8 protein-coding genes are annotated in these 14,650 nt (G+C 58.9%); 5 read left to right on the top strand and 3 right to left on the bottom strand.

Translation table 11 applies throughout. From position 1 onward, the window contains the following. The first annotated feature begins 6 nt into the window (after nt 1-6). From FYK55_RS26670 to FYK55_RS26650, 5 genes are all read left to right on the top strand, one after another. Complete coding sequence (locus FYK55_RS26670) at nt 7-3,081, top strand: CehA/McbA family metallohydrolase (protein WP_150079691.1); 3,075 nt, start codon at nt 7-9, stop codon at nt 3,079-3,081. After that, complete coding sequence (locus FYK55_RS26665) at nt 3,078-5,801, top strand: glycoside hydrolase (RefSeq protein ID WP_150079690.1); 2,724 nt, start codon at nt 3,078-3,080, stop codon at nt 5,799-5,801. The genes FYK55_RS26670 and FYK55_RS26665 overlap by 4 nt, the downstream gene beginning before the upstream one ends. An 80-nt stretch (nt 5,802-5,881) precedes the next feature. Next, nucleotides 5,882-7,237 (top strand): Gfo/Idh/MocA family protein, encoded by a 1,356-nt coding sequence (locus FYK55_RS26660; RefSeq protein ID WP_201743821.1) that lies wholly within the window; start codon nt 5,882-5,884, stop codon nt 7,235-7,237. A 22-nt stretch (nt 7,238-7,259) separates the two neighbouring features. Next, nucleotides 7,260-9,560: a CehA/McbA family metallohydrolase gene (locus FYK55_RS26655; protein WP_150079689.1), complete on the top strand. Its 2,301-nt coding sequence runs from the start codon at nt 7,260-7,262 to the stop codon at nt 9,558-9,560. A 263-nt stretch (nt 9,561-9,823) separates the two neighbouring features. After that, nucleotides 9,824-10,768: an SRPBCC family protein gene (locus FYK55_RS26650; protein WP_161604773.1), complete on the top strand. Its 945-nt coding sequence runs from the start codon at nt 9,824-9,826 to the stop codon at nt 10,766-10,768. A 136-nt stretch (nt 10,769-10,904) separates the two neighbouring features. Here the strand turns inward: FYK55_RS26650 and FYK55_RS26645 are convergent, their stop codons facing one another. From FYK55_RS26645 to FYK55_RS26640, 3 genes are all read right to left on the bottom strand, one after another. Further along, nucleotides 10,905-12,182, bottom strand: a complete 1,278-nt coding sequence (locus tag FYK55_RS26645) for a DUF1559 domain-containing protein (protein ID WP_150079687.1) — start codon at nt 12,180-12,182, stop codon at nt 10,905-10,907. Nucleotides 12,183-12,425: 243 nt separating this feature from the next. After that, nucleotides 12,426-12,590 (bottom strand): hypothetical protein, encoded by a 165-nt coding sequence (locus tag FYK55_RS29295; RefSeq protein ID WP_161604772.1) that lies wholly within the window; start codon nt 12,588-12,590, stop codon nt 12,426-12,428. 354 nt (nt 12,591-12,944) lie between these two features. Further along, nucleotides 12,945-14,219 (bottom strand): DUF1559 domain-containing protein, encoded by a 1,275-nt coding sequence (locus FYK55_RS26640; protein WP_150079686.1) that lies wholly within the window; start codon nt 14,217-14,219, stop codon nt 12,945-12,947. Nucleotides 14,220-14,650 lie beyond the last annotated feature (431 nt).

Raw genomic sequence — 14,650 nt, 5'->3', positions numbered from 1 at the left:
GTTGGAATGAGTTTTTCACGATTGATCGCCACACTGTTGGCATTTGGCATCGCCGGATTGGCGGTCGCGCAGCCGATGCCCCACTGCGTTGACGAGAGCTGTCACACGCTGGACGCTTCGGTGACCGTCGATCGTCAGCACTTGGACGAACTGTTGCAATCGCTGGACTCCGTCGACGGGGCGCTCGCGGACAAGATTCGGCAGCAGGTCGCCGACGATGCGGATGATCTGAAAACGGTGCTGGACCGCTTCAGTTTGATTCACGTTTCGATCAACGCGGAATCACGAGTCAAAGTGGATGAAGGCGCGGCGGATCCGCTCCTGCCCAGTGGTCGCTGGGGCACCTTTCTGATTCGGGTACAGAATCTCGCCGGGGTGACGGCTCCCCTGCGACTGCACTGCGACCAGCAGCGTCAACCGAATCGGGAGCTTGCGCGCGACCGCTGGGTTGAGATCGAAGTCATTGATGACGAATCTTTACCTCGCGTTCTTTCGGGGACGCCACTTGAGTATCGGATTGTCCGCTTTCGAACCGATCAGGTTGGTACTCGGTCGGCGCTGTGCGCGATCGATGTCGGTCAAGGAACTGCGGACATCGGTTTTCGAAACGACGTGCTGCTGACCTTCAATTGTCAAGCGGATCTGGCCAACGCCCGGCCGGCAAGTTCTCAAGCCGACTTGCGGCGTTGGCTTGAGAACATGGTTTGGCACCACCGCTACTCGCAAGCCGAAATCCGTGCGGCCACCGGATTGACGCCGAAAGCGATCCGGGCGGCGCTGAAGAAGTTTGATCTACGTGTCGACAACCGGCCGGAGCGAGGTCCCGATGCGGATCTGTTGGTGCTTCCGTACCCAGGCGGAAGGCATCCCCGCACCGGGTTTTTGGACGGGGCGATCAATCCGCAACGCGACACGAAGGTCAGCGTTTTTACGCCCTGGGACCCCAATTCCTATGTGGTGGTCGATGTTCCCGAGGCGATTTGGTCCAACCTGGGACTGACCTACCTGGCCCACACGCACATCCCGACGATCTGGGATCAACGCGAGCAGCATTTGGATCGGACCGAATGGGATCGGCAGCAAGATGGATCCTTGACCATGTCGCGGACGTTGCCCAACGGCATCGCCTTCGGAACGGTGGTCAAACCAACCCGTCAAAGCGTCCGCATGGAAATGTGGTTGACCAACGGGACCGATCAGGTGCTAACCGGACTGCGTGTCCAAAACTGTGTGATGCTGAAAGCGGCGAAGCAGTTTTCAGCGCAGACGAACGAGAACAAGATCCATTGGGGGCCCTACGCCGCGTGTCGCAACGCGAACGGAGACCGCTGGGTCATTACCGCGTGGGATCCGGTCGATCGAGCTTGGGGAAACGATCGTTGTCCGTGTTTGCATTCCGATCCGAAATTCCCCGACTGCCGTCCGGGGCAGACGCAGCGTTTGCGTGGCTGGTTGTCGTTTTACAGCGGCGACGAAATCTATCAGGAACTGCTTCGGATCGAGCAATCCGGATGGCGCGTCCCGGAAAAAGAGGAAGTCCGACTGGTCGGTGCGGTCTTTGACGAACGGACTGGCAAACCGATTCCTTCGCGGATCCACCTTCGCGATGCAAATGGCGCGTGGAAGTTGGTGCAGTCGGTGGGGGGAGACGCGATTCACTACGACCGCCGGCCTCCGCGGATGGCCGGCAGCAGTGAAGTCCACACGACATTGACGGCCGACCCCTTCAGCGTTGCGTTGCCTGCCGGACGTTACACGATTCGTGTTGAGCGGGGAAAGGAGTACTTGCCCGTCGAGGAGACCCTGGAGGTTGGGGGGGAATCGGTGACCCGCCAATTTCGGCTTCGACGCTGGGCAAACCTGGCCGAACGCGGCTGGTACAGCGGTGACACGCACTTGCACCGTTCGCTGGATGAATTGCCCAACGCGATGCTGGCCGAGGATCTGAACGTCACCTTTCCATTGACCTATTGGGTCACCCGCGCTGGGCAAACGCCTGATTCTCCCCGGGCGGCGCGCCCGGTTCCCGACAAGCTGATCCAAGTCGATCCGACCCACGTGATTTACCCGGTCAATACGGAGTACGAGATTGCCCAGGTTTCCGGACGCCGACAGACACTGGGGGCCGTGTTCGTGCTCAATCACCGTCAGCCGCTGCAGCTTGCCGCACCGCCGGTCCGTCCGGTGGCACGTCTGGCACGCGATCAGGATGCGTTGTTGGATCTTGACAAGCATTCTTGGCCCTGGTCGCTGATGATCGCGCCCGTGATGGAGGTGGATTTGTTCGAACTTTCAAACAACCACGTTTGGCAAACACGCTTCGGCTTCAAAGATTGGACGTCGGGGACCGACGCCGAATACATGGATGTGGAGAAAGACGAGGACGGCTTCAGCGAAAGCGGTTGGATCGACTACGGCTTTCAAACCTATTACGCCTTGTTGAATTGCGGGCTGCGGATGCGTGTCTCCGCGGGGACCGCCTCCGGAGTTCACCCGGTGCAAATTGGTTTCAGCCGCGTGTACGTGCATGTTCCGGGTCAGTTCAGCTATCAGAAGTGGATCCGCGGGCTGGATGCCGGACGAAGCTTCGTGACAAACGGTCCCATGTTGGATGTCCGATTCAACGGGCGACACGCCGGAGAAACATTCTCGACGGAGTCCGGCGGGCAGACCAGGATTGCCGTGACGGGGCAATGCGAAAGTCGCCGCCCACTGGAACGCATCGAAATTGTTGTCAACGGTATCGTGCGGCAGTCTGTTTCCCCGCAAAACCTTCCGCTTGAAGATGGCGGTTATCTGACTCGGTTGGACGTGTCGGTCGACGATCCAGATTCGTATTGGGTGGCCGTTCGGTGTTTCGAGAAACACCCGTCGGGACGTGTGCGATTCGCCCACACCAACCCGGTATACATGGACATTCCGGACCGACCGCTTATCCCGCGACGCGAGCAAGTGGACTATCTGGTCAATCGCGTTAGCAAGGTGATGGGGGAACTGCGTGGTGTGTTGTCAGACGAGGCGTTGGAGGAATACGGGCAAGCGGTGGAATTCTATCGGCAGAAGTTAGAGGCGGCTCGATGATACGGATTCTGCGTTGCGGAACGATGTCGCTGGTGGTCCTGATCGCTGCCGCGTTGTTGGCGAGCGAGTTGGTCGCCACCCCGAATCCGTCGCTCAGCGACGTCTTCCACGGTCAGTCACTGGAGACCTCTCATTGCGAATTTGATTGGCAAGATGGAACACTTCGCATTCGTGTCACGGGAGACGGAATCGGCACCGTGGAAGCACCGATCGTCGAAGTCTCCGGTCCGGTGATACTGCACTTCCGCTTGAAGACCGCGGTAGCAGCGGACTTTGGAGAGTACGTGTTGTTTTGGCATGAGGTGGGGGATAGCGGATGGAAACGTTTCCGGCGGATCCCCTTTCATGCGGACGGGCGTTGGCACTCCTATCGGATTCCCCTGTCGGCGACGGGGACGGTCGACCGGTTGCGAATCGCATTCGGAGCTCAACGACACGAAGTCAGCATCGACGGCATCCGGTGCGAGAGAATCGAGCAAGCGACCGTCGCTGCCGATTCGCTTGCACCGACTTCGGAGACTCCGGTCGCCATCGAATCGGAACGTCTGCAATGCCGATTTGAATCAAAAAAGAGGCTCTTCGAAATCAGAGATCACGCGACCGGGCGACGGTGGGTCAGTGATCCGATCTCGTCTTGGTTATCAATGAAATCGGTGCAGAAAGACGGCGACACCGGTTTGAAACTACGGATCCACGATTCTTTTTCGCAAGGTGATTTCACCATCGCTGTCTCGGTGCAGGAGTCGACGTGCCGATTCGAAATCGAAGCCGATGATCCCTCCTGCCCGATGGAGACGATCGCGGAGTTCCCACCCCGGTTCCGGTGCGCGTCCGACCAGGGGATGTTTGTCTTCTGTGACCGATCTTGCGGCGTGTTGTTGGATCAAGTGGATCCGACCTATGCGGGCTGGCCGTTACGAGTGTGGGGCAATACGCACTGTCTGGATCTCCCCTGGGTTGGCTGGTTCGATGAACAGCGTCGCGACGCGATGATGTTGCTGGTGGAAACGGCGGCCGATGCGGAGATTGCCTTTCGATCGGATGACGACGGCCGACATTGGCCTGAAGTCCATTGGCTGCCTTCGTTGGATCAGTTTGGATACAAACGCGCCGTTTCGCTGAGATTCGTTGAATCCGGCGGGTACGTGGGGCTGGCGCGTTGTTATCGGCAGGAATTACTGCGGCGGGGAAAACTGGTGACGTTTGCGGACAAGCTGGCGAAAAAGCCTGAGCTGCAACGCTTGTCCGGTGCACCGTCGCTGTGGGGATGGCCGAATGCCGAGGCCTTCATCGACCGAATGCGGCCGCTGGGAATTCGCCGCGGCATCATCGGCTCGTGCGATGATCCGGCCGTTGTGGCTCGACTGAACCGGCAGGGGTACCTGACCAGTTGTTATGACAGCTACACCGATTTCACTTCGGGAGTGACCGGTTTTCAGCGGGATGATGTCGACGCCGCGGCCCTGCGTCCCCGTCCGGGTGGCCCGGCAAAACTGGGATGGAGGCATCGTGACGGGACCCAAATGTATTGGCGTTCGTCGACCAGGTGGCAGGCAGCCGAAAACGCCTATGTCGATCTGCACTTGTCGCAAACCGGACAGAACTCTCGGTTCGTTGACGTCGCAGCTGCGGCGGAATTGCTGGAAGACTATCACCCACAGCATCCCGCCGACCGTCGCACCGACCTCATGCTCCGCCGCGGCGTGTTTGAGCGGATGAACCAGCGGGGACTGGTCGTGGGTGCGGAGCACGGAAATGACTGGGTGGCAGATCAAGTCGACTACACCGAAGGATCGATGAGCGGGCCATTTTGGTGGTCTTCCTGGCCGGCGGGTTACTTGGACGCGCCGAGCAAAGACCAGCTGACGCCGAACTACCTCAAGTTTGGGATGGGATTCGCCCACCGAATTCCGCTGTGGCAATTGGTCTATCACGATTGCGTCGGATCCACCTGGTATTGGGGGGACAACGCAGGCCTGCTGCATCAGGCGTCACCCGAGCTTGCCGACCGCAAGGATCTGTTCAACATCCTGTACGGGACCGCGCCGTTGATTTGGATGAATGGGACCGGATACCAATTGCCCGACCAAGAGTTTCGGTTGCTGCGAACGTTCCACGAAACCTGCCCGCTGCATGAGGTGCTCGCATTTGAGGCCATGGTCGATCATCAGTTTCTGGTAGCGGACCGATCCGTCCAACGCACGCAATTCAGCGATGGCACCACCGTGGTGGTGAATTTTTCGTCTCAGCCCTACCCCTACGATGTGGATGGTGAAATCGTTGTGCTTTCACCCCAAGGTTTTTGGGTCAAGGGGCCAAGAATTGAACAGTCGCGTCTGCGCCGTGGATCGATTGACGAAACGGTCATTCACAAGCAGGGCTACCTAACAGTTCAGTCTGATGGAAGCCGAATGATCGAAGGAGTTCGTGTTGACGGTCGGGTCACGCTTTTCCGCGTCACCGAAAACCGCTGGAACTTATTTGCACCGCCCGGGGCCGACATCCACTTACACGTCCCTCGCGTGACGGGTTGGAGCGGAGATCGACCGGTGAAATTGGCAGCGACCGATTCCGTTGGTGAGATCTGCGGCGCGGTGGCCTCACCGGGCGATGATGGCGTGGTGTCATTTCAAAGCGATCGACAGCAGTGGCGTTTCGCTTTGATCCGTCAGCAAGCAAACGTCCGCGGCGGCGATGTTCTTCCGCCAAACGCCCATTGAATAACTCAATCGCTCAGACAGGCGGCGTTCCGCCGGAACGCTTTTCAAGCTGGTTCAAATCGTTACAGGAGTTGGTTTCTATGTCCGATACGACTCGGATGCGGCCCGTCGCTTCGCCCCAGCGGGGCCCGTCGCGACGGGACTTTCACAAGACCACGCTGTTGGCGGCGACAGCCGGAGGTTGGTTCTCTCTGCCACAATCGGACTTGGGGGCGGCGCCAGCGGTCAACGATCGATTGACGGCAGCGGTGATCGGATGTGGCGGCATGGCAACCATTCACGCCCAGCATCAACTTGAACCGCACTTTCATATCGCCGCAATCTGTGACGTCGACCAGACCCGGGCCGAAGCGTATCGCGCTGTGGCACCCGATGCGGAGGTGGTGGGGCCCGACTATCGAGACGTCCTGGAACGAGACGAGATTGACGTGGTCTTTGTGACGACCCCCGATCATTGGCACGCCAAGATCACGGTCGACGCACTGCGTGCAGGAAAAGATGTGTATTGCGAAAAGCCGTTAACGTTTTCGGTAGACGAGGGCCGCGTGATCGAATCGACGCTGGCCGCCACGGATCGCATCCTTCAGGTGGGAACGCAGCAGCGGAGTGATCCGAACTTTCAGACCGCGGTCGCTTTGGCTCGCAGCGGACGACTGGGAGCGGTGCGCAAGGTAACGGTCGCCATCGGTGGCGGACCGGCGGGAGGCCCCTTTGCCAGCCGTCCGGTTCCGAGTGGGCTGGATTGGAACCGCTGGTTGGGCCAAGCCACGATGACCGAGTACATCCCCGAACGCTGCCACGGAAACTTTCGCTGGTGGTACGAATACTCCGGCGGAAAACTGACCGACTGGGGAGCTCATCACGTGGACATCGCGATGTGGGCACTGGGGACCGCCGCCAAAGGAAAGGTTCGCATCGAAGTTGTGCGGTCGGAACATCCCGTCCCCCTTCGAAACGGACAGCCGACTCAGGCTGACCGGTACAACACGGCCACGTCGTTTGACATCCGCTGTCGGATGCAGGGCGGCGCCGAATTGATCATCCGTGACAGTGCGCCCGATCTGGGGTTCGAAAACGGCATTCTGATCGAATGTGAAGGTGGCCGGTACTTTGTCAATCGCGGCAAGTTGACTGGAAAGCCGATTGAAGACTTGAGCCAACAAGACCTTTCACAGGCATTGACGTCCGATTTGCGCGGAGGGCGTCCGGTGATGTCCCACACACGTCATTTTTATGAATGTGTTCACCGCCGCCAGCAGCCGATTTCTGATGCGGCCTCACATGTCCGTCATCTGAATCTTTGCCATCTGGCAAACATCGGCCAACGGTTGGGGCGCGACGTGCATTGGGATCCAGAGTCCCGCAGCGTGATCGACGATCCGGAAGCGAACCGGTGGCTCCGGCGCGAGCAGCGGCACGGTTTCGAAGTCGTTTAGTTTGATCCGTGGAGGATGATCATTGAACCCGAACCGATTGTTTCGTCCCGGATTGTTGTCGGCAAGTTGGTTGGCGTTCAGCATCGCGTCCGGAAGCGTGCTGGCCCATGAAACCGAATCTGAATGGCCGAGCGCCGCGCAGTTGTCCGAAGTTCAACCCGCTTTGGACGGAGCCGTCCCATTTGCTCGACGGCTGATCACGCATTTTCGGAATCGCCTGCCGGCCGACGCCATGGAGCGACTGGACCAGACCAACCAGCAACTGGAATGGATGCGTCGTATCAGCGAGGGACAGGCGAACACGGAGCGAAAACTGCAGTTCTGGGAACAAGCTCGTGTGGCGGAATACTTTCGTTGGCGCGCCGAAAGAACGTTGCTGCAATTGCTGCGCACCCTACCCGATGAACAGATCGTCTCGCTGGTATTTCAAGCGGGCGCGGACCAACCTTCTAACATAGGAATTGTCCGCTTCGGAGCGCAACACCAGACGATCCTGCTGCGGGTCGATCGGCGCACGCGGGCTGCCCCCTCCGGCAAATCAGCCGACACCCAACCGGCTTCGCCGATGAGGTTTTCGATTCATACGTGGGACTGGGCCAGCGAACGAGAGGGAGAGCACTTTCGAATCGATGTTGCGTCCGAGGGCGTGACCTGGTTGCTGCTGGATCTGAAAAACATGCCGGAAGGTCGGCACATTTCGTACCTCTCATTGCACGACTTTCGCGCCGACCTGCCGTTGCAAACAATCGCGATGGAGTTGGAAACCGAACCGCGGGGGCAGTTGGCGGTCGACGTGGTGGATGACGAAGGAGAGTCGATTCCGGTGTTGATGCGGATCGAGGCCCACGACGGCGGCGAACTGTGGGAACCGGCCGAAGCATTGGACCTGCGTCCGTTGCTGAATGACATCGTTCCGCATCTGAGTTCAACCGGTCGCGGTTACCCGTTTTACCTGCCGGGCGATCGCGGTGGACGCTACTGGATCGTCAAACCGCCGTTGGAGATGCCATTGCCGACGGGGAAATGGGACATTTCCGTGATCCGTGGCTTGGAATTTGAACCCCTCCGAGAAACCGTCTCGGTCGACGAGGGACGCTGGACGCGGATCCGATTGCAGCCGAAACGTTGGATCGAGATGCCATCGCGCGGCTGGTACTCCGGTGATGACCACGTTCATGCCCGGCTGCAAACCAGTGAGGATGCGAGAAAGTTGATCGATTACACGGCAGCGGTCGATATTCATGTTGCCAACGTGCTTGAGATGGGGGATGTGATGCGGACGTACTACCCGCAACGAGGCTTTGGCCGTTCGTTTCGCGTCCACGACGGCGATCATTGGGTGGTCCCCGGCCAGGAGGATCCGCGGTCGGTTCTTGGGCATGCAATCGGCTTGAACCTGCAGTCCAGAGTTCGCGATGTCAATCGCTACCTTTCCAATGACTGGGTGGCCGACAACATTCACCGTCAGGGTGGACTTTACGGGCACACGCATGTTGGCCCTCAGGCGTGCTTCGTTCACCGCGAGATGGCATTGTGGACGCATCACGGGATCGTCGATTTCAACAGCATCATGCAGGCCACCCTGGGAACGGAGCTGTTCTATGACTTTTTGAACCTGGGATTCAAGATGACGGCGTCGGCCGGAGCCGATACGCCCTACGGTGGGACCATCGGTGCCGTGCGCACGTATGCTTACTGTGGAAATCGGGATTCCTTCACGCCGGATCAGTGGTTCGCCGCCTTGAAACGCGGCAACACGTTCGTCACCAACGGGCCGATGCTTGAGTTTCAGGTCGACGGCCGGTTGCCCGGCGAAGAAATCCTTGTGGATGACGATCGACCTTTGCGAGTTCGCGCCAAGGCGATCGGGGCGGCGGGGTGGTCGGCGCCGCGTGGGTTGCGTTTGATCAAGCTGGGTGAAACGGTCGCGGAAGTTTCCTCGGAGGACGCGCTGCAAACCGAATTGTCGGTTGAATTGACCGTCGATTCCCGCCACGGGTTCTGGATCGCAGCCCACGCGACTGGCCACGACGGCTCCGAAGCGCATACGACCCCGGTTTATGTCACCCGCGAAGGGTTCCGCCATTGGAATGTCACCCAAGTGCCGCAACTGATCGAGAAGCAACTTCGGACGCTTGATGAAATTGAAGCCGAAGTTGGCAAGGCGAAGCGGTTGGCTGAGCAATCCGAATTGGATTATTGGAGTCGGCGAACAGCGGACCAATCGGACCAGGTGCTCGAGGACGTCTCTGCGGCACGAGAGTTCTACCAGCGTTTGAAGACGCAGTGGTCGGCCGAATCACAGCGACGAGACGGTGGCTGATCGTCGAGAATGCATTTCCGCTGATGGTCTTTCCCGGAACGCGACGGACAGAGGCGAAGGAACGCTCTGGCCGTTCAAAAAATGCGAATCATCCCTCGGTAAATCGTGCGAGTGAGCGGTCACTAGCGTTAGAATCGTCGGCCGGCGATTTTGGGACCATGCCAATAACGAGGTCGGGCGCATTGTCTTCGGGATCGTCGCAGTCGTTGATCTTTTCAACGCTCCAACCATCGTATTGCTTGGGATGACGTCCGATGCCTGCAATGAATGTTTCGCGGTCGATTCAAATCAAATCTGATCCGCAAACCGTCTATCGAACCTTCAGCGATTTTGGGACGTGGCCCGATTGGTCGCCTTGGCTGCTGGCGGAACCGCAGGCGGAGGTCAACTTCTCCGACCGACCGGATCAGGTCGGCGGCAGTTATCGCTGGGACGGAGCGGTGGTCGGAGCGGGATCGATGACGCATCGACAGCTGAATCCTCCAGACGCCGCCGGGATGGCTTCCATTCAAGACGAACTGTGTTTTACCCGGCCTTGGAAGTCGACGTCGTCGGTAAGATTTCAACTGACGCCGGCCGATGCTGGTCAGGCCACGGACGTTCGGTGGGAAATGAACGGAAAGCTGCCATGGTTTCTGTTTTGGATGAAGTCCATGATGGAATCATTGGTCGGAATGGATTACGACCGCGGGCTGCGGATGGCCAAGGCACTGATCGAAACGGGATCGGTTGATTCCGAAACCGATGTTGTCGGTATCGAACACCTGCCCCATCAACGCGTTGTGGGGCTGGCAGCCAAGACCACTCTGCCGAATATCGGCGTTTCCGTTTCGCAAACGCTGACACAGACGCTGAAGGTGTTTCAGGAGGCTTCCCTGCCCTGCGGTGGGCAGTGGGCCTCGGTGTATCACGATCTGTGTCTAAAGACCGGACGGGTTAGCTACACCTGCGGAATGATCGTGTCGGACACGATGGAGACGCCGTCAACGTTAAACCAGGCCGATCTGCCCGGGTGCGAAGCGATGCACGTCAAACACACCGGTAGCTATGAGTTTCTTGGAAATGCCTGGTTTGCAGCGTACCAACACCTGCAGGCAGGGAAGCGGAAGCCCAATCGGAAACTGTCTGCCTGGGAGGTTTACGAAGGGGATCCGGCGGAATTGGCACCCGAGGAGCGAATCACGCACGTTTACATTCCGGTCAAGTGAACCGCCGGTGGAGTCGTGAGGGGCGAAAAGGGGGAAGATCAGGACGGGGAACCAAAACAGGCCACGGCTGACATGCAACCGTGGCCTGTTCGTTTGATCAACCGAGATTGGCGAACCAATATTTGGGCGAACCGTTTTACTGGTTGAGTTGTTCTTCGATGGTTTCGCTGGAAGCGCGCGTTCCCAAAGCTCCCCACAGCCCGAAGGGACTTGCCGAGCCCGGACGAAGGTATCCCGCTTGGCGGCGGACCATCGCGCTTTCCTGGTTGCCCGCTTCGATCGAATCGGTGATGAAGATCACCGCACCGTCTCCCATCAAAATGTGGCATCCGCCTTGGTGACGACTGCTCGGTGGCAACACGCCTTCGTTGTGGTGATTCCACTGCATGCACAGTTCACTGTTGGGCGGTGCGATGGTCGACATCGCGGAGTAGAGCGGGCGTCCATAGGCCCACTTGAACCCACGCCGGTCCTGAGCGCCGCCCATGCCACTGGTGTCAACCAGCGTCGGGTCCCAGAACCGGGGGCGAGCCGCATTGACGAAGGGACGGCATGAGGTCACGCCTCCGGCACCGGAGATCTCATTGTTTCCGGTCACGCCTCCACCCTGGCCAAGGGGCGAGCGGGCCGGACGCGTCCGCTTGTCTTCGTCGCCCAGGTCGGTGGTGATCTCGCCGGCGAGAATCGTATTGGAAAGTCCGTCCAGCGTGTCGCGAAACTTCATTTCCTTGCGCGAGACGAACATTCCTCGACAGGCTGCCTGGGCATTCTGCGCCCAACCGTTGTTGGGGCCGTTTCCGTTGAACATGTTGTCGTTCCACGGACCGGTGTGCTGGTGGTGCGTCGCGTCGCCCAGGCAGGCGGCGTAGTTGGTACGACCTTGCGAGGGTAGACCGAAGCCGGGATCGCTCGGACAGCGAAGCATGGGGAGGTCCGTCATCCAAGGGTCATAGGGCACGGTATTCTGATGTCCAAGGGACCGCCGCGGGTCGGGACCCATTGCGGGAATCAGCGGGGCTGCACCGTCTTTGTCGGGATCGTAGGGGTTGGAAATCTGCTCCCACAGGCCTTGCTGTTCAAAGTACGGCGTCAGGCCGACCAGCCAGCTGATTTCGAAACGGTTGTGTGCCGTCGCGATCTCGCCGGCGTTGCGTGCCATCGGGTTGGGCGTGCCGGAGTTCACAACGTTGGTCGTCCCACTCATATGCTTGGGAAGCTGTTTGAATGCCGAGTGGTAGTTGTGAACTGCCAACCCGATCTGTTTGAAGTTGTTGCTACAACTCATTCGTCTGGCCGCTTCACGAGCAGCTTGGACGGCCGGCAAGAGGAGCCCGACCAGAATGCCGATGATCGCAATGACCACCAGAAGTTCGACCAGCGTGAAGCCGGCGCGCAGATTTTTCGAACGATTCATAAGATTACCATCAAGCCAGAAAAGGAACGCTATGAAATGAATAGCAATATTCGCAGCAGAGAAGATTGCCATTTGACACCCCGGCGAATCGACCGGGATGCGATTGATACGTTCATGCGCGAGCGCTCAACCAAGTTGCCACGATCGTGACCTAGTCAGCGCATGAGATGACTCGATGAAGTTGCTTCAATCTCAAATGTTTTTCCGGAGAGTCATCGGGAAACCGATCCGATCACGTCGTGATCATTCATCTGCTTCCAGGTCGGTGTCGTCGCCGTGTTCTTCCAGGTACGAAGAGAGTTCGTCCTGGTCGGCGACGGTTTCACCTGGACCGGAGCTTGATCCGCAACCGACGGTCAGCGGAAGCAAGCAAACTGCAAGGAGACACAGTTTCAAGAGAGCATTCATTCGCCGTTTCTCAAGCAAGAAAAGTTTAGCGAGTCGCCAGCCAAAACGATTTGGCGACGTCGCGTTAGACAAGTGCAGTCACATGATATCCGGCATCACAGGCGGAAGGGGTAGCCGAGAACACCAAAATGGGAATTTTCCGGTCACGCTTTAAATCCGCGTGATCGGGACTTAGGTCCTCGTTTCGCGACGGGAGGTCGTGCCCGACTGTTTTGCCATCTTTACCGAGGAAGCTTCTCGGCGGACGCCAGAGAGCCAGGACACATCATGCCAAGTCCGTCAAAACATCAAGCCATCGTTCCCTTGACGGAACGATGGCTTGACGAAGACGGTGTCGTACAAAAGACGACAGGGTTATTGGTTCAATTGTTCCTGGATGACTTCGTTCGATGCCCGGGTTCCCAGGGCGCCCCAAAGCCCGAATGGGCTGGCGGAGCCCGCCGGAAGGTAACCGGCCTGGCGGCGCACCATGGCGCTTTGCTGGTTGCCCGATTCGATCGAATCGGTGATGAAGATCACCGCTCCGTCACCCATCAGGATGTGGCACCCGCCCTGGTGACGGCTGCTGGGAGGCAACACGCCTTCGTTGTGGTGGTTCCACTGCATGCACAGTTCGCGGTTGGGTGGCGCGATCGTCGACATGGCACTGTACAGCGGTCGGCCGTAGGCCCACTTGTATCCACGTCGGTCTTGCGCCCCGCCCATGTTGGTCGTGTCGACCAGGGTCGGATCCCAGAACCGTGGCCTTGCCGCACTGATGCCCGGCTGGCACGAGGTCACGCCACCGGCGCCGGAAATCTGATTGTCCGCGGTGACGCTGCCGGCGGTGCCCATCGGCGAGTGGGCCGGGCGGGTGCGAATGTCTTCGTCGCCCAAGTCCGTGGTGATTTCGCCGGCGCAAATGGTATTGGACAAGCCGTCCAGGGTGTCTCGAAACTTCATCGCTTTGCGCGAGACGAACATTCCGCGACAGGCGGCGTTGGCATTCTCCGCCCAGCCCTGATTGGGGATCCCGGTGCCGAATCTGTTGTCGTTCCAGGGACCGGTGTGTTGGTGATGCGTTGCGTCGCCCAGACAGGCGGCGTAGTTGGTACGTCCTTGGGACGGCAAGCCATATCCCGGGTCGCTGGGGCAACGCAGCGTGGGGATGTCCGTCATCCAGGGGTTATAGGGGACGGCGGCGTGGTGGCCGAGCGACCGCCGCGGGTCGGGCCCCATCCCGGGGATCAACGGAGCGACTCCGTCCTTGTCCGGGTCATAAGGATTGGCGATCGTTTCCCAAAGTCCCTGCTGTTCCAAAAACGGAGTCAGCCCGACCAGCCAACTGATCTCAAATCGGTTGTGCGCCGTCGCGATTTCGCCGGCAGCGGTTGCCATCGGATTCGGGGTGCCAGAGTTGGCGATGTTCGTCGTCCCGCTCATGTGTTGCGGAAGCTGTTTGAATGCCGAATGGTAGTTGTGAACAGCCAGTCCGACCTGCTTGAAATTGTTGCTGCAGCTCATTCGGCGTGCCGCTTCGCGGGCGGCTTGAACGGCAGGCAGGAGGAGTCCGACCAGAATGCCAATGATCGCGATGACCACCAACAGTTCGACCAGCGTGAAGCCGGTTCGGGAATGAGTTCGATTCATGTAGATTCCATAGGAGAGAAGAGTCGCAATCAGATCACTAGAAAACATTGATCGTCGATCAATCGCGAACTGCACTGTTCGACTCCCGATGGAATCCGAGCGCAGGTTTCGCGTCCGGTCTGGTCGTCGAAAGACAACCCGGCGCGTGCGCACAACGAGAGCCTGTCAGAATCCCTGATTCAACGGGCGCCTCACCACTAGCCGATGACGGCGATGAGGGCGGGTCCACGACGCTCGGGCCTCGTGCAGCAAAACTTCGCTTGCGCATCTTGGAGGATTCGGGTCGAGCGAGGCTCCTATGTGAAGAGAAGATGCGAAGGGACGCAATTCGCGTATTAAGACCTCCGCACCCTGTTAAACTCCGAGGCGTGAAATGGGTCGCGAACCGAACTCGTCAAATCACAAAAAATCAGAAAGTTTTTCATCCCCGG

Origin of the sequence: Roseiconus nitratireducens (genome assembly GCF_008629675.1) — a bacterium.
Lineage (GTDB): Bacteria > Planctomycetota > Planctomycetia > Pirellulales > Pirellulaceae > Stieleria > Stieleria nitratireducens.
Note: the sequence above shows the minus strand (reverse complement) of the source record. Positions and strands in the feature narration are given on the sequence as shown.